We start from the raw sequence: 15729 nt of genomic DNA on the forward strand, positions 1-15729 counted from the left end.
ATGCCTCGCGAACTGTCTGAGTACCACCGCCGGATCGCGACCGATAACCGGGCCGCGATTCTCGACGCCGCCACCGCGCTCTTCCTCGAACTGGGATACGAACGGACATCCCTCGCCAAGGTCGCCGACAATGCCGGAGTGTCGAAGGCCACGTTGTTCAAGCAGTTCCCCACGAAGGCGGAGCTCTTCGAAGCGATGGTCCTCGGAGCCGGAGATACGACTGACCCCGAAGTGATGATTCCGTCATCGTCGGACTTCCATGCCGGCCTGGTGAGCCTCGGCATGGCGTACGCCGAGGTGCTGGGGCGTCCTCGGATGACAGATCTTATTCGTGCGGTGATCACCGAGTCGGCGCGGTTCCCGGAGTTGCGCGAACAGACTTTCAACTTCGGGACCCTCGCCGTGCTGCGCGCCCTCAGAGATTTCCTCGACGTGGCGAACTCCCGAGGCGACGCGAACGTGGAGGATCCGGACGTCGCGTCGGCACAGTTTCTCGGCATGATCGCGACGGTGGTCTTCTGGCCGCGTCTCGTTCACGTCGGGTGGTCCCTCACGGACGAACAGATCCGTCACACCGTCGACGAGGCTGCCAAGACCATCGCCGCGCGCTACGCGGGATAGCCGGGCCATGAAGCGGCGGCTCTGAACGGTGATGGGCCCGTCGAGAGGCCCCTCGCTCAGTCGACGATGAAAAGGGTTGCTCCGGTGGCGGTCGACGACCGATGGGCCTCCTGATTGTTGGCCACTTCGTAGCTCTCGCCAGCGTTCAGCGTGACGACGCGACCGTCATCCAACTCGGTGAGCAACTCGCCTTTCAGGACGAGGAGGACGTGCCCGCGGGAGCACCAATGGTCAGCCACGTATCCGGGCGTGTACTCCACCATCCGAAGCCGCAAGGCACCGATGGTCTTCGTTCGCCATAGCGCCTCTCCGGACTCTCCCCTGTGGACTGTCGGCGCCACTGCGCTCCAGTCGGTCGTGGAGAACGCGTGCCCCGCAGCCACGATGTCCATCTGCTCGTCCTTCACGCTCTCCCCTGTCGTGTGTGCGTCGCCGTCGTGATCCTATCCGGCACGTGAAGCGCCTGCGACCGCGGCTGGCCCGCACTGCGTGGAGAGACGTGGGTCAGGGCGTCCGCATCCGAGATCTGAGCACGTCGAATTCCGCTCCTGGAGTGTCCGGGTCGAAACCATGTTGGATCAGCCAGCGCGACGCAGTCAGGCTGCGCAGTGACCACCAGGCCCGGATCACGTCGCGATCAACGTCGCCCCCGTATCCGACGAGCAGGTCATCCAGACGGTCTTCGTGCCCGAGTGTCACTGTGGCCAGATCGAACATGGCGTCACCGGGTGCGGCCTCAGACCAATCGATGACGCCGGTGACCTTGTCGCCGTCGACGAACACGTGAGTGATCTGCAGGTCGCCATGTGTGAACACCGGCTCCCACCGACGAAGCGCACCCTCCGCGATCTCGCGGTTTCGGTGGATCACGTCAGCAGGCAAAGCCTCGTTCGCGATCAGCCATGCGCACTCGGCGTCGAGCTCAGCTGACAGGTCTTCGACCGTCCGACCCTGCCAGGGCGGCAGCGGTGCTTCGTGGAGCGTGCGGATCGCTGCTCCCGCCGCAGCCCACGCCGCGGGAGATGCGAGAGACGGCTGCCCCAGGGTGCCGAGTGCCCTCCCGGACACGGCGGCTATCGCCAGCACCGGCGGTTCGTGCCACAGGATCGCCGGAGTCGGTATCGGCGACAGGGCCATGGCCTGCACCTCGACTTCCGCATGCCCGAGGTCACCGTCCACCTTGAGGAAAACCTCGCCGACGCGCAGTGTCGCTCTCTGGGCGTGCGCGACGACGACTTCAACCGAGTCCATGATGTCCTTCGCCTTGTTGTGGCCTGACGAGTCCGTACACGAACATGTCGCGGCGCTTCCCCTGGTTCGTCGTCATCAGTTCAGTATCGCGGGAGCACGGCGTGTCCCGACGTCAGCGCAACTGCGCGAACTTCTCCACGCTGACTGTCGGGCCGACGACGAGCACGGTGTCGCCGTCGCCGAGGACCGTGTCTGCCTGTGCGTTTCGCCATTCCGCGCCTGCGGGTCGGTACGCCGCGATGGTCACCCCGTGCTTGGCTCGAACCGCTCCGTCGGTGAGGGTGATTCCGTGCAGGTGGTGCGGCGCGACGGTCTTCACGATCGCATAGCCGTTGTCGATCTCGAGGTAGTCTGCGGCCGCGCCCCGTACGAGATGCGCGACTCGACGGCCCATGTCTTTCTCCGGGTAGACGACTTTGTGCACGCCGAGCTGCTCGAGCACGGCGCCGTGCCGCTCGTCGACCGCCTTCGCCCAGATGACGGGGACTTTGAGCTTCAACAGAAGCGACGAAGTCAGGATCGATGCCGTGATGTCACCTCCGATAGACACCACCACGCGGTCGAATTCCCCCATCGCGAGCTGCTCGAGCACGTCCATTCGCGTGGAGTCGGCCCGGACGACCTGCGTGAGCTGCCCGTTCAGCGACTGAACGATGTCCTCGTCGGCGTCGATGCCGAGGACTTCCGTTCCGGACGCCATCAACTCCAGCGCGAGGGATGTTCCGAAACGGCCTAACCCGATCACCGCGACAGAGTCGGCCTCGGCGATGCGACGAGCATCCTGACCGAACGACAGAAACTTCGGCACGTGAATCCTTTCGATGAGTGGTGACCGCGATCAGCGTCAGCCGATGGCCGGCCGTTCTTTGGGAAGTTCGTACGCGATGCGTCTCTCCCTCAGCGCGAGAGCCGATCCGAGCGTGAGCGGACCCAGACGCCCCAAGAACATGAGCAGGACGAGGATGATCTGCGGGCCGTCACCGAGACTCGCCGTGATGCCCGTCGACATACCCACGGTGCCGAACGCCGAGACGACCTCGAAAAGCACCTGGTCGAGGTCCAGATCCGTCATGGCCAGGATTGCCACGACCGCCGCCATGATCGCCCCGAGTGCGACGATCACGACAGTGATCGCCTCTCGGTGCACTGCCCGCGACAGACGCTTGCCGAAGACATTCACCGCCGCGCCGCCGCGCAGTTCCGTCCACATGATGAAGAAGAGCACGGCGAAGGTGGTGACCTTGATACCGCCGGCGGTCCCGGCGGGCCCTCCTCCGATGAACATCAGTACATCGGTCCCCAACCATGTCTCGTCGTGCATCAGCGCGATGTCGACCGAGTTGAAGCCCGCCGTTCGCGCCTGAACGGCGTGGAAGAAGCCGGCCAGAACACGAGCGGTCGGGGGAAGCTCACCGAGGGTTCGCGGGTTGCTCCACTCGATGAGCAGGACGTACACCGTGCCGACCGCAAGGAGGACGCCGGTGACGATGAGGACGATGCGGGTGTTCATCGACCAGTGGAGAGGCCGTCGGAACTCGCGGCGCAGTTGCCGCAGCACGGGAAAACCCAGGCCGCCCAGGATGATGGCGGCACAGATCGGCAGGCAGATCCACGGATCGGCGACGAAGCCCATCAGGCTGTCCGTGTACAGGGCGAAGCCGGCGTTGTTGAAGGCGGAAACCGCGTGGAACAGTGCATGCCACCCCGCACGCAGGGGGTCGTACCCGTACCCGACCGAGAAGCGCGCAAAGAGCATGATCGCCACGATCGCTTCGATCACGAGGGTCGTGACGAGGATGCCGGATGCGACCCGCTTGATATCGCCCAAGCCGGAAGTCTTCGTCTCCGTGCTCGCGAACATCCGCGAGCGCACCGAGAACTTCCGCGCGAGCGCCAGGCCGACCAGCGCGGCGAACAGCATGATCCCGAGGCCACCCAGTTGGATGAGGAGGAGGATCACGATCTTTCCGAACGGGCTCCAGTGCACGGGTGTGTCGACCACCACGAGGCCGGTCACGCACACCGCAGACGTCGAGGTGAACAGGGCATCGACGAGACCCGTCCATCTGCCGGTCGCCGACGACAGCGGCAACATGAGCAGGACCGTGCCGACCGCGATCGCGGTGCCGAATCCGATCGCGATGGCGCGAGCGGGAGCCAGATGAAGGCCTTTCGCCAATCGGCTGCGGACGGAACTGTGTGAAGCCACGAAGAAGCACACTACTCCTGCAGGTGTCGCTCGGCGTGCATGTCCATCCGCGGCCCCACGCGGTCAACTCGGGCTATTGCGACGCCCACACCCCGAGTTCGTTCCCACTCGGATCGGCGAAATGCAGTCTGCGACCACCGGGGAACTCGTACGGCAGCTGCAGAATGGTGCCACCGGCAGCCACGATTCCCTCCATCGTCGCGTCGAGGTCTGCGGAATACACGAGGACCAGTGGTCCGCCGACGGGCCGCGGCTCGTCGGCCAGAGCGAGTCCGCCGACCTCGCTTCCGTCGCCCTGAGGCGACGCGATTCCTGCGTAGCCCGGGCCGTAGTCGACGAAGGACCATCCGAATGCCTCGGCGTAGAAGTTCTTCGCCGTGTCGAGGTCGGTGACGACGATTTCGACGTAGTCGAGCGTGTGGTGTTGCGGTGTGGTCATCATGCGCCGACAGTAGCGGCAGCATCCGACATGCCCAGCACTGCCACGACGACAGGAGCATGGCGAGGAACGTCGCCGTCGTGCCACAGACCGTCGAGGTGCAGGGTCGCCATGCGGAACACGAGAGCTCGCATCAGCAGCTGACGCCACTCGTCGACGCCGTGGTCATGGTGCAGCTGGGCAAGTGGAAGGGCGTGCCAGCACGCGGCATCTACGGCAGCGACTGCGGCGCCGAAGCCGGCAGGACGCCAATACGGTGCCCAATCGATGACAGCGGGCGGCCGCCCGGGTGCGAACAGGACGTTTCCCAGAAGATCGCCGTGGACCACTTGGCTCGGTGCCGAGACCATCTGATATTCATCGATCAACTTCGCAAGGAGCGGGTCGTCGGGGGCTGCCTCCTCCTGCCACGCCACTCGGTCGGCACGGCTCCAGGGATCGACAGACTCGTCGATGAACGAGGGCCTCTCCAGGTGTGCTGTGGCTCGGTGAAAGGCCGCGCCCGCGCGGATGATGTCGTCGAGACGCCGGGGATCCGCCGTGCCGGGGATCCATTCCATCGCCTGCCAGTGCTCGCACACCCAGTCGCCGTGAACGGATCGGATGGGGCGAGGGACGATGAACGCGGGGTCCTGGTCGAGCGTCGACAGAACCTGAGACTTCCACCGGGCCTCTTCGTCTCCGTCGACGGGGCGAAGCACCGTGTCGCCGAAACGCCAGGTGAGGCCCCGACCGCCGTCCAGCCTCTCCCCCGCACCTGTCGCCCTGAAGTCACGCAGCACCACCGCCGACGGAGTGCTGCTGTGTGCACCATCGCTCATCCGTTCACGCTATCGGTTCGGGAGCTCACGGCCCCGAGAGGTCGTCTTGATCCGCACCGCACAGGAGTAGCGTGGGAGCGTGCAGCAGGTCCCCCACTCCCCCGCGACGACTCCGGGGTGGTGGCCCTGGGTCATCTGGTCGGTCGGGGTCTCCGCCTACGTTCTCGCCATCACGAATCGCACGTCGCTCGGCGCCGTCGGGGTGGATGCCGCTGAACGTTTTCAGGCGGATGCATCGACGCTGGCGCTCTTCGCCGTCGTGCAGCTCGCCGTCTACGGCGGAATGCAGATCCCGATCGGTGTGCTCCTCGACCGATACGGCTCCCGACCGATCATGACGATCGGAATGCTGCTGATGGCCGCAGGACAACTGACGATGGCGCTCTCCCCCAGCATCGGCATCGCCGTCATCGCCCGGGTGCTTCTCGGCGCCGGCGATGCGGCGGTCTTCCCCGCCGTGCTTCGTCTCGTCGCGACCTGGTTCCCCGCTCAGCGTGGCCCCCTCATGGTCCAGTTCACCGGCATCGTCGGTCAGACCGGGCAGCTGATTGCCCTGGTTCCCCTGGCGGCGCTCCTCCATGCGACAAGCTGGACCATCACATTCGGCAGCATCGCGGGGCTCGGCGTCCTGTTCGCCATCCTCGTCTGGCTCATCATCCGCAACCATCCCCCGGAGCGCAACGCCGACGTCACCGTCAACACCGACACCGGCGTCATCCGAGTCGTGACCTCATCGATCGACACCGGCGTCGGGATCCGCGCCGCCTGGGCGCATCCCGGGACACGGCTCGCGTTCTGGTCGCACTTCACCGCTCCGTTCGCGGGAACGGCGTTCATCCTTCTCTGGGGCATGCCGTTCCTCACCGCTGCCCAGGGGCTCGACACCGCGCACGCGGCCGGCATCATCTCCGTCTACGTGATCGCGGGCATGGTCCTGGGCCCGTTCATCGGCGATCTGTCCCGCCGCCTGCCCAACCACCGATCCCTCGCCCTGGTCCTGCCTGCCGTCGGCGTGCAACTCATCGCATGGGTGGCTGTCATCGCGATCCCGGAGCCTGCGCCGCTCTGGCTGCTCTATCTTCTCGCGGTGGCCCTCGCGACCGGCGGCCCCGCATCGATGATCGCGTTCGACCATGCCCGCACCCACAATCCGTCGCACCGGCTCAGCACCGCCACCGGTGTGACGAACGCCGGCGGCTTCATCGCGGCACTCATCGCGATCTTCCTGATCGGACTCATGCTCGATCTGCAGGGTGCCGGCACCCCGGAGACCTACTCGCTCGACGCCTTCCGCGTGGCCTTCCTGATGCCGATCCCGCTGTGGCTTCTCGGGGTCGTGTTCATCCTGATCGAACGCAAGCGCACCCGAATCCGGATGGGCCTGGATCCCGATCGTCGTCGCTGAGCGATCGTAGGATGAAGCATGGCTTCCGGCTTCACCTTCTCGACCGACTCCGAGCGCATCGACCGAGCCCGGGTGCATCGCTGGTTGAGTGAGCAGACATACTGGGCCGCCGGCAGACCGCGCGAGCTCCAGGATGCCGCGATCGATGCTTCACGGAACTACAGCGTGTGGAACGCCGGTGGCGACCAGGTCGCATACGCACGTGTCGTCACCGACGGCGTGACCTTCGCATGGCTCTGTGACGTGTTCGTGGATCAGAGCGCGCGCGGAAATGGCATCGGCAAGATGCTCGTGGAAGGCGTCATCGCAGACCTGCAGCCGCTGACAGTGACCCGCATCCTGCTCGCGACCGCCGACGCGCACGGTCTCTACGCTCAATACGGGTTCGCTCCTGCTGAGGATCCGAACCGATACATGATCAAGCACTTGGTTCAGATGTGACGTCCGAACCACACATCGTGCTCGTGCATGGGCTCTGGCATCAGGGCGCGCACATGGAGCCGCTCGCGCAGGTCCTCCGAAGTCGCGGGGCCACCGTGCACACGCCGACGCTGCACAGGGGTTCACTCGCGTCTGACACCGGCGCGGTGCAAGCGATCGTCGATGCGTCTCCGGCGCCGCCCATCGTGCTGGGGCACAGTTACGGCGGAGCGGTGATCACCGGGCTCACCGGCATCCGTACGCTCGTGTATCTCGCCGCGTTCGTGCCCACGACTGGGGAGAGCTGCGCTTCTCTCGGTGGAGCCCTGGTCAACGACGTGATGCAGCGCCATCCGGCCGGCGGCACAGTCATCGATCCTGAACTCGCTGGCGCGGCGCTCTACGCAGACGCGCAACCGCAGACCGCCGCATGGGCGATCGGTCTCCTCCTCCCCCAGGCATCCGGGCATGGCCGCGGCATCCCGGAGAGAGAGGCGTGGCAGAGTACGCGCTCTCGGTACATCGTGTGCACGCAGGACCGCGCGGTCGACCCGGAAGTGCAACGGATGCTCGCACAGCGGTGCTCGACGATGGTCGAGCTGGACGCCGATCACTCGCCGTATATCTCGCAACCGGACGTCATAGCGGGGATCGTGCTGGCGGAGCTGTCTTTCAGCTGAGTCGCTGCTTCGCCGTCTCCGCAGTCACCGTCTGAGCGGCGTCCACCCGGACGGAAGAGGACCATCGAACGATGCGCGTTCTCTGTCGAGCTGCTCAGACCAGCCCTGCGCCTCGCCTGCATCATCGAAGCCGCCGCGCGCGAGCCGAAGACCGACATCGTCGTGGTGCATGCGAGGCGCTCCCCCGCGGCGCACAGACGCACGCACGCTCCAGGCATCGTCAGCGAAACCTCCGCCACGGAACACCCGATAGTCGCCGTAGCGCGCGGGGTCGAGCAGATCCCAGCACCATTCCCAGACGTTGCCGAGAGTGTCGAAGAGCCCGTTCAGGTTCGGAAGCCTGCCGCCCACGTTCTGCGGAGCGGCGAGCCCGTCAGCGCTCGTCCAGGCGGCATCGGCGAGTGGCGCATAGTGAGGGCCGCGCGAACCGGCGCGACATGCATACTCCCACTCCGCCTCGGTGGGCAGGCGGTAACCGTCGGCCGTGACATCCCAGCTCACGTCCTCGCCGTTGAAGAGATAGACCGGATCCAGGCCTTCCCACTCGGATGCCGCGTTGCAGAAATGCACGGCCCGGAGCCAGCTGACGTCGACCGCTGGACGAGACGGATTCGGCGCCGGTACTCCGAGGACGTCGGCCAACTGCTCCTCCGTGACGGGGTAGACGCCGATCTCGAACGGCTCGAGCGCGACGGTTCGCTGAAGCTTCCGACGCGCATCGTGCAGCGTCACGGAGCCTGCGGCAAGTCGGGCCATCTCGATGTCGGACATTCTCAGCCTGCGATCCGAATCTCGCCCGTGGGTGTGGAAGTGGTCGCGGCAGCCGGCGGCTGATCAGCAGGAATCCGCACCGCGAAGACACGCAGGAAGAACTGGCACAGCGGACCCACCAGCACCGCGAACGCCACGGTGCCGATGCCGACGGTGCCGCCGAGCGCCCAGCCGATCGCGACGACGGTGACTTCGAGTCCGGTGCGGACGATCCAGATGGGCCAGCCCGTGCGCCGGTGCAATCCGGTCATCAGTCCGTCTCGTGGTCCGGGACCGAACGCCGCACCGATGTACAGCCCGGTGCCAGCCGACATCATGAGCAGCCCGAGCACGAAGAAGGAGATCTGCACCCACAGCACGTCGACCTCAGGGACCAGCAGGAACCCGACATCCGCAGCCGGCCCCACCAGCAGCGCGTTCAGTACCGTCCCCATGCCCGGCTTCTGCCGCAGTGGGATCCAGAGAAGGAGCACCAGCATGCTGACGAGGACGGTGACGACACCGAACGACAGCGGGACGTGGTGCGAGATGCCCTGCGCGAGCACGTCCCATGGTGCGGCGCCGATCGCGCCGCGCACCATGAGCGAGATACCGATGCCGCAGAGGAAGAGCCCGATGAGCAACTGGGTGATGCGGCGCGGCATCCGCCGACCATGGAAACGACTCACGACGGAGTCATCTCGACCCAGGTCGGGAACTTCGCCGTGCGACCATCGCCCGAGGACGTCCGTGTCATACGACGCTTCACCCACGGTCCGACGAATTCGCGGTAGTAGGCGATCCCCGACGGGCCGACGCCTCCCCGCTCCGGCGGCGCCCACCACGATTGCGGTGGCACCAGACCGAGCGCATCGAGCACCCGCGCAGCGACACGGTGATGGCCTGCAGCATTCATGTGCAGCCGGTCCTCCGACCAGTAGGCGCTCTGCGCGAGTTCCCGGTCCGGCCAGTTGAGCGCACGGACCACGTCTGGACGATGCTCGATGCGGCGCAACACGGCGTCGGAGAGCATATCTCCGCGACGCTGCACGAGCGATCCCATCGGAAGCTGTCCACTCGGATTGGCACCGGAGAGCACGATGACGGTCACACCCTCTTCGTCGCAACGGCGGAGCACCCGGCTGAATGCATCGGCGATGTGCTCGATATCGGCCCGCGGCCGCAGCATGTCGTTGCCACCGCCGTTGAATGAGAGATGCGTGGGGCGAAGAGCCAGTGCCGGTTCGAGCTGCTGCTCCACGATCGGCCACGCGAGCTTCCCGCGGATCGCGAGGTTCGCGTACTGGATCGGACGACCCGCGGCATCTGCCCATCCTTGCGCCGCGATGTCGGCCCAGCCGCGGTCTCGACCGTCGGGAAGGAGATCACCCACACCCTCGGTGAAGGAGTCGCCGATGGATACGAAACGCACGTCTGCCACCGCACAAGCCTATTCCTGCCCACGGACAGGAATGTCCGTCACCTGTCGTCGAGCACCATTCCGCGGCGATCCACCAACCCCCAGGCCGCAGTCGCCGCGACGATGAAGCATGCGCCGAACACGGCGAAGAGCAGTGGCGTACCGCCGGCGACGAGCAGAAGGGGAACGCTCAGAGGTGCCACGATCGATGCGATGCGTCCGACTCCCGCCGCCCACCCCGCACCCGTGCCGCGCAGAGAAGTCGGGTAGATCTCCGGTGTCACGGCGTACAGCGCGCCCCAGGCGCCGAGGTTGAAGAACGACAACGCCATGCCGGACGCGATGATCGCTCCTTCGGTGCTTGCCGTCCCGAAGAAGACAGCCGACACGGCCGACCCGACGAGGAAGACCGACAGCGTCACGCGTCGACCCCATACCTCGATCAGCCACGCGGCGACGGCGTACCCTGGCAGCTGCGCCACCGTGATGATGAGTGTGAAGCCGAAGGACCGGACCAGGTCGAAGCCGGCGTCCAGCAGGATGCTGGGAATCCAGATGAACGCTCCGTAGTAAGCGAAGTTGACGCACAGCCAGACCACCCACAGGCAGGCGGTGCGCACCCGGAACTCCACGTTCCACAGGGACGTCAGTCGCGCCCGGGCGGTGACGGCGATGGCGCGGGACGGCGGCTCTTTGCGGATCGCGGGCGCTGAGGATGCCCCGGCATCCGCCTCGAACGCCGCCACGATGCGATCGGCCTCGGCGATGCGGCCTTGCGATGCGAGCCAGCGCGGCGACTCCGGCATCCCCCACCGGATCACGAGTGCGTAGACGGCAGGTATGGCCCCGAGTGCGAACGCCCATCGCCACCCGTCATCGGACGCCGGGATGATGAAGAATCCGATCAGGGCGGCGGCGGTCCATCCGATGGCCCAGAATGCTTCGAGGATCACGATGAGCCGGCCGCGGATCCGGGCCGGAGCGAACTCGCTCACGTACGTCGAGGCGACGGGGAGCTCTGCCCCCAGACCGAGGCCGACGAAGAATCGCAGAACCAGGAGCGCGGCGATTCCACCGGCGAGAGCGCTCGCGCCGGTGGCGATGCCGTACACCAGCAGCGTGAGCGCGAACACCTGCCGGCGCCCCAGGCGATCGGCGAGCAGCCCTCCGAGGGTGGCACCGATCGCCATCCCGACGAAACCCACGGATGCGATCCAGCCGGCATCCGTCTTGGTCAGATCCCACTGCAGCGTGAGGGCGGCGAGGATGAACGAGATGAGTCCGACGTCCATGGCATCCAGCGCCCAGCCGACCCCCGAACCCGTCAGCAGGCGGAGGTGTCGCCGGGTGAACGGGAGGTCGTCGAGGCGCTCGGCGAGGGAAGCTCGGCTCGGCAGGGCGGAGGTGGCCATCCCCTCATCGTAGAGGCGGGCACCCGTCGGACTACGCGCGATGACGCCTCAGTCGCGGTCGGCGAGCAACTTCCGCACTCGCGGGATGACTTCGGTGCCGTAGAGCTCGATGCTGCGCATCATCGTCTCGTGCGAGAGGGTGCCCGTCGCGTACTTCAGATCGAATCGGCCGAGGCCCAGTGTCGTCACGGTGTCGGCGATCTTCGCCGCAACCCGGTCGGGCGAGCCGGCGTAGATGGCGCCCTCGGGTCCGACATCGTTCTGGAACCGCGCGCGACTGTAGACAGGCCACCCGCGTTCGCGTCCGATCGTGTTGTTCATCGCTTCGAAACCGGAGTACGCGGCATCCCACGCCTCGGCATCCGTGTCGGCGATGTGTCCGGGTGAGTGCACGGCGACAGGATGGGAGGTCGTCCCGAACGACGCGACAGACCGGTGGTACAGGTCGACGAACGGCCGGAATCGACCGGCGGCGCCGCCGATGATCGCGAGCATCAGGCCGAGTCCGTGGCGCGCGACGCGCACGACGGACTCCGGGCTTCCGCCTACGCCCACCCACGTGCGCAGGCCGTTCTCGGTCTTCGGGAACACGTTGGCATTGTCCAAGGACGCACGCATGGTGCCGGACCAGCTGACCGGCTCCTCCTTGAGCAGTTCGGTGAAGAGCTCGAGCTTCTGCTCGAAGAGGGCGTCGTAGTCGCGCAGGTCATACCCGAACAGGGGGAACGATTCGATGAACGACCCCCGGCCCAACACCACTTCGGCGCGGCCGTTCGAGATCGCGTCCAGCGTGGAGAACCGCTCGAACACACGGACAGGGTCGTCGGACGACAACACCGTGACGGCGGTGCCCAGACGGATCTGCGAGGTGCGCGCGGCGATGGCCGCGAGCACCATCTCCGGGGCGGAGACGGCGAACTCGGCACGGTGATGCTCCCCCACACCGAAGAAGTCGACGCCCACCTTGTCGGCGAGCTCTGCCTGCGCCACGACATTGCGGATGGTCTGCGCTCCGGTGAGGAGTTCGCCATCCGAATCCCGGGTGATGTCGCCGAACGTGTCCAGTCCGAACTCGATGCTCATGTCATCCTCTTTCCATTCAGGTGCATGAACACGGAACACCGGCCGCGCATTCCCTCAGCTCGGAAGGAGAGCGCCGCGAAGAGTGTCGAGACCGACACCGCCCATGTCGAGCGCGCGCTTATGGAAAGCCTTGAACGAGAAGCTGTCGCCTTCCGCGGCGCGCACGGCGTCTCGAACCTGTTCCCAGATACGCTGGCCGACCTTGTGGGTGCGCATGGCCGATCTTGTAGCAGGTAACACAAGTGCCCGGCAGCCTTGCGTTGCGCGAGGTTTGCTCGTGCGAACCAGAGAGACTCCGGCACGCAGACCTTTCAGATGGCGGTCTTCCCGTCGCTTCCGCGCTCCAATTGCTCCATGAGTAGCACCGCGCCGAGAAACACTGTGAACAGGTAGTCGAGGAACTCATCGCCGTAGTCCATCTGTTGGTCGGCTCTCTTGTGGCGGATCCCAAACTTGTTGGCGATCCGAAAGAGGTCGTCCTCATCCTTCCCAAGAACCACTTTGACGCGCTCACGACGATGCTCCAGCTCACCTGCGAGCAGGGCCAACGCTGATCTCTTTTGCACAGCAGAAGCGCCGCGTTGACGGTAGGTGCGGATTGCCTGCGCAACCTCGTCCTTCGGGTTCTCGGCACCTCGGGACGCACGATCGTCTGCGCGCGTATCGAGATCTCCACCCAGTTTGGCAACCAGACGTCCTCGCTCGTCGCCTGCCTTTCCCATCCGCATGTTCACTGAGTACCGCTCAAGAAGCGCGTTCACCCGCCATCGGTAGACGGCGGTACCAGACTCAGCGTTGTGGTCTGCATAGTGCGGGCCGCATCCAGCGAAACTGTGAACGTGACCCTCGGACCGCGGTCGCTGGGCAGCATCGTGAAAGTACTCCATGAGCGAGTAGAGCGTAGGATCGTCCCAATCACGCGCCGCTTCTCGGGTTCCGTCCCACTCGAACGGCAAGTGGATAGCGTGCCGCACTTCTTCCGAGACCTGGCTCCAGGAAACGGGCTCGTCAACACACTCCCTCGGCAGCGCGACGGGAAAGTACCCGTGATCTTGCAAGTCGGACAGCAGAGTTGCAAACGCCATCGCGAGATGCTCACGGGGCTCGGAGTACGCTGCGATATGCCCGTTACGTTCGGCGAAATAGGTCGGCGCAACGTACGGCGACAGGCGATTTCGTTCCCGGACAAATTGCTCAACCCAGCGGCGTCCTTCGTCCAGCTTCGGAGACGGCGAGGCCCAAATATCAGTTGGTAGGTTGACCGCTGCGCGGAAGTCGGTGGCTGCCGTGCCATCAGCACAAACTTCCGATAGGAGATGCAGCATCGCCGTTGGGAAGTCAGAGTCGTCGAGCGAAAGCACCCGTCGAACCTCCCAAAGGGCCAGATCGACGGGCCAAAGCAACTGGTAGCGCGACTTCATTTCCTGCTGACTTCCTGAGCTGTGCGCCGACCCAAGAGAGCGAACATCGGCAGCGACGCCTTCCGGACCAGGGTCTGTGATGGTGATGGTGATGCGGGTCGGGGCTACGTTACGACCGCAACATGTAGGACTGAAGCGTATCGAGTCCGACACCGCCAAGGTCCAGCGCCTTCTTGTGGAACGCCTTCTCCGAGTATGCCGCGCCGTGCTTGGCCGCGTACTCCTCTTTTATGTTTTCCCAGATGCGCTGGCCCACCTTGTAGGAAGGCGCCTGGCCCGGCCAGCCGAGGTACCGGTTCACCTCGAACTGAACGAACTGGTCGGACATGTTGACGTTGGCGCGGAGGAACTCGAGAGCGTAGTCGGCGTCCCACACTCCGGTGCCATCCAGACGCGGCTTTCCGAGGTGCACCCCGATGTCGAGGACGACGCGGGCAGCGCGCATCCGCTGTCCGTCGAGCATGCCCAGACGGTCGGCGGGGTCGTCGAGGTAGCCGAGCTGCTCCATCAGGCGCTCGGCATACAGTGCCCAGCCCTCTGCGTGTCCGGACGTGCCCGCGAGGAGACGACGCCACGAGTTGAGCTCGGAGCGGTTGTAGACGGCCTGTGCGATCTGGAGATGGTGTCCCGGCACGCCTTCGTGGAACACGGTGGTGAGCTCGCGCCACGTGTCGAACTCGGTCACACCTTCCGGCACGGACCACCACATGCGACCCGGACGCGAGAAGTCGTCCGTCGGGCCGGTGTAGTAGATTCCGCCTTCCTGCGTGGGGGCGATCATGCACTCGAGGGTGCGGATCGCTTCGGGGATGTCGAAGTGCGAGGCTCCGAGCTCGGCGACGGCTCGGTCGCTCGTCTCCTGCATCCACTTCTGCAATGCGTCGGTGCCCACGAGCTTGCGCGACGGATCGGCCTCGAGGTGTGCCACGGCCTCTTCGACCGACGAGCCGGGAAGGATCTCGTTGGCGATGGCCGTCTGCTCTTCGACCATGCGGGCGAGTTCTTGGCGACCCCACTCGTAGGTTTCATCGAGGTCGATGGTGGCGCCCAGGAACCGACGGGAGTTGAGCGCATAGAGCTCGCGCCCGACAGCGTCGGACTCGCTCGCGACAGGGGCCAGCTCTTCGGCGAGGAAACGACGAAGCTCGTCATAGGCGACGCGCGCCGCGGCGGAATTGTCCGCCAGAGTGCGTGCGAGTGACGCCGGAAGCTGGCCTTCGCTCGGCGCGGCGTCGGCGATGAAGGCGCTGAAGAAGCCGTCGTCCGCGGTGTATCGGTCGATCTGCGTCGCGACCTCGGTGACCTGCCGACGCGCGGGTGTGACCCCCTCGGCCATTCCCTGGCGGAGCGTCTCGGTGTAGCCGCGCAGGGCGTCCGGTACGGCGGCGAGACGGGTCGCGACCACGCTCCAGTCGTCGATGGTCGCGGTGGGCATCAGGTCGAACGCCGAGCGCACGTCCTGCGCGGCGGACGCGATGACGTTGAGGTCGCGCAGATGCCACTTCTCGTCGTGGAGCTCGAGGTCGAGCCGGAGCTCGGCCCCCAGATCTGCTTTGGTGACCTCATCGATCGCGTCGACGGGCTCGAGCGCCGACAGCTTATCGAGGGTCGCCCTGGTGGCGGCGACTACTTCGTCGTGCCCGGCCGGGCTCAGGTCACCGAAACGACCGTTGACTTCATCCCGACCGATGTAGGTGCCGAGGGTCGGTGCCAGCTCGACGATGGTGTCGACCCATTCATCGGCGACGGCGTCGATGGCAGAGGGAGTGCGAGGAGCAGAATTCATGCGCTCCAGCC

The 15729-nt window shown here is 65.8% G+C and carries 17 protein-coding genes and 1 pseudogene; 4 read left to right on the top strand and 14 right to left on the bottom strand.

All coding sequences use genetic code 11. The features are described 5' to 3' along the window. Positions 1-621, top strand: a complete 621-nt coding sequence (locus tag D7252_RS14540) for a TetR/AcrR family transcriptional regulator (RefSeq protein WP_120776036.1) — start codon at positions 1-3, stop codon at positions 619-621. Positions 622-677: 56 nt separating this feature from the next. Here D7252_RS14540 and D7252_RS14545 read toward each other — a convergent pair whose 3' ends face one another. From D7252_RS14545 to D7252_RS14570, 6 genes are all read right to left on the bottom strand, one after another. Next, positions 678-1028, bottom strand: a complete 351-nt coding sequence (locus tag D7252_RS14545; protein ID WP_215110956.1) for a DHCW motif cupin fold protein — start codon at positions 1026-1028, stop codon at positions 678-680. A 97-nt stretch (positions 1029-1125) separates the two neighbouring features. Further along, a complete protein-coding gene (locus D7252_RS14550; protein WP_120776037.1) occupies positions 1126-1872 on the bottom strand; it encodes a phosphotransferase family protein in 747 nt (248 codons plus the stop codon). A gap of 112 nt (positions 1873-1984) precedes the next feature. Then, positions 1985-2680, bottom strand: coding sequence for a TrkA family potassium uptake protein (locus tag D7252_RS14555; protein WP_183055308.1), 696 nt, complete (start codon positions 2678-2680; stop codon positions 1985-1987). 36 nt (positions 2681-2716) lie between these two features. Then, on the bottom strand, positions 2717-4081 hold the full coding sequence (locus D7252_RS14560) for a TrkH family potassium uptake protein (RefSeq protein ID WP_259461109.1): 1365 nt from the start codon (positions 4079-4081) through the stop codon (positions 2717-2719). A 73-nt stretch (positions 4082-4154) separates the two neighbouring features. Next, positions 4155-4523: a VOC family protein gene (locus D7252_RS14565; protein ID WP_215110958.1), complete on the bottom strand. Its 369-nt coding sequence runs from the start codon at positions 4521-4523 to the stop codon at positions 4155-4157. After that, complete coding sequence (locus tag D7252_RS14570) at positions 4520-5341, bottom strand: hypothetical protein (protein ID WP_120776038.1); 822 nt, start codon at positions 5339-5341, stop codon at positions 4520-4522. The genes D7252_RS14565 and D7252_RS14570 overlap by 4 nt, the downstream gene beginning before the upstream one ends. Positions 5342-5420: 79 nt before the next feature. On the opposite strand from D7252_RS14570, the gene D7252_RS14575 reads away from it, so the two are divergent. Genes D7252_RS14575 through D7252_RS14585 form a run of 3 tightly spaced genes read left to right on the top strand, consistent with a single transcriptional unit; the run spans position 5421 to position 7846 of the window. Beyond that, a complete protein-coding gene (locus tag D7252_RS14575) occupies positions 5421-6746 on the top strand; it encodes a nitrate/nitrite transporter (RefSeq protein ID WP_120776039.1) in 1326 nt (441 codons plus the stop codon). Positions 6747-6764: 18 nt separating this feature from the next. Next, complete coding sequence (locus D7252_RS14580) at positions 6765-7187, top strand: GNAT family N-acetyltransferase (RefSeq protein WP_120776040.1); 423 nt, start codon at positions 6765-6767, stop codon at positions 7185-7187. Then, a complete protein-coding gene (locus D7252_RS14585; RefSeq protein WP_215110960.1) occupies positions 7184-7846 on the top strand; it encodes an alpha/beta hydrolase in 663 nt (220 codons plus the stop codon). Before D7252_RS14580 ends, D7252_RS14585 begins: the two co-directional genes overlap by 4 nt. 24 nt (positions 7847-7870) lie before the next feature. Here D7252_RS14585 and D7252_RS14590 read toward each other — a convergent pair whose 3' ends face one another. The 8 genes and pseudogenes from D7252_RS14590 to D7252_RS14625 form a co-directional block, all read right to left on the bottom strand. Then, positions 7871-8617, bottom strand: a complete 747-nt coding sequence (locus tag D7252_RS14590; RefSeq protein ID WP_120776041.1) for an SUMF1/EgtB/PvdO family nonheme iron enzyme — start codon at positions 8615-8617, stop codon at positions 7871-7873. Positions 8618-8619: 2 nt separating this feature from the next. Further along, entirely contained in the window at positions 8620-9285 is a 666-nt protein-coding gene (locus D7252_RS14595; RefSeq protein ID WP_183055309.1) for a YitT family protein, read from the bottom strand. Then, positions 9282-10028, bottom strand: a complete 747-nt coding sequence (locus tag D7252_RS14600) for an SGNH/GDSL hydrolase family protein (protein WP_120776997.1) — start codon at positions 10026-10028, stop codon at positions 9282-9284. The genes D7252_RS14595 and D7252_RS14600 overlap by 4 nt, the downstream gene beginning before the upstream one ends. Positions 10029-10075: 47 nt before the next feature. Then, a complete protein-coding gene (locus D7252_RS14605) occupies positions 10076-11428 on the bottom strand; it encodes an MFS transporter (protein WP_120776042.1) in 1353 nt (450 codons plus the stop codon). A 48-nt stretch (positions 11429-11476) separates the two neighbouring features. Then, positions 11477-12511 (bottom strand): LLM class flavin-dependent oxidoreductase, encoded by a 1035-nt coding sequence (locus D7252_RS14610; RefSeq protein ID WP_120776043.1) that lies wholly within the window; start codon positions 12509-12511, stop codon positions 11477-11479. A 54-nt stretch (positions 12512-12565) separates the two neighbouring features. Continuing rightward, positions 12566-12721, bottom strand: a pseudogene (locus D7252_RS14615) (DUF885 family protein); the annotation flags it as partial. Positions 12722-12822: 101 nt separating this feature from the next. Continuing rightward, positions 12823-13932, bottom strand: coding sequence for a hypothetical protein (locus D7252_RS14620; RefSeq protein ID WP_120776045.1), 1110 nt, complete (start codon positions 13930-13932; stop codon positions 12823-12825). A gap of 109 nt (positions 13933-14041) precedes the next feature. Continuing rightward, positions 14042-15718 carry a DUF885 domain-containing protein gene (locus D7252_RS14625; RefSeq protein WP_120776046.1) on the bottom strand — a complete coding sequence of 559 codons (1677 nt, stop codon included), beginning with the start codon at positions 15716-15718 and terminating at the stop codon, positions 14042-14044. Positions 15719-15729 lie beyond the last annotated feature (11 nt).

The organism is Microbacterium sp. CGR2 (genome assembly GCF_003626735.1).
Lineage (GTDB): Bacteria > Actinomycetota > Actinomycetes > Actinomycetales > Microbacteriaceae > Microbacterium.

Coding starts and splice junctions, on each gene's coding strand:
- D7252_RS14540 (WP_120776036.1), top strand. CDS start 1: ATGCCTCGCGAACTGTCTGAGTACCACCGCCGGATCGCGACCGATAAC.
- D7252_RS14625 (WP_120776046.1), bottom strand. CDS start 15,718: ATGAATTCTGCTCCTCGCACTCCCTCTGCCATCGACGCCGTCGCCGAT.
- D7252_RS14550 (WP_120776037.1), bottom strand. CDS start 1,872: ATGGACTCGGTTGAAGTCGTCGTCGCGCACGCCCAGAGAGCGACACTG.
- D7252_RS14620 (WP_120776045.1), bottom strand. CDS start 13,932: ATGAAGTCGCGCTACCAGTTGCTTTGGCCCGTCGATCTGGCCCTTTGG.
- D7252_RS14565 (WP_215110958.1), bottom strand. CDS start 4,523: ATGATGACCACACCGCAACACCACACGCTCGACTACGTCGAAATCGTC.
- D7252_RS14605 (WP_120776042.1), bottom strand. CDS start 11,428: ATGGCCACCTCCGCCCTGCCGAGCCGAGCTTCCCTCGCCGAGCGCCTC.
- D7252_RS14590 (WP_120776041.1), bottom strand. CDS start 8,617: ATGTCCGACATCGAGATGGCCCGACTTGCCGCAGGCTCCGTGACGCTG.
- D7252_RS14580 (WP_120776040.1), top strand. CDS start 6,765: ATGGCTTCCGGCTTCACCTTCTCGACCGACTCCGAGCGCATCGACCGA.
- D7252_RS14570 (WP_120776038.1), bottom strand. CDS start 5,341: ATGAGCGATGGTGCACACAGCAGCACTCCGTCGGCGGTGGTGCTGCGT.
- D7252_RS14610 (WP_120776043.1), bottom strand. CDS start 12,511: ATGAGCATCGAGTTCGGACTGGACACGTTCGGCGACATCACCCGGGAT.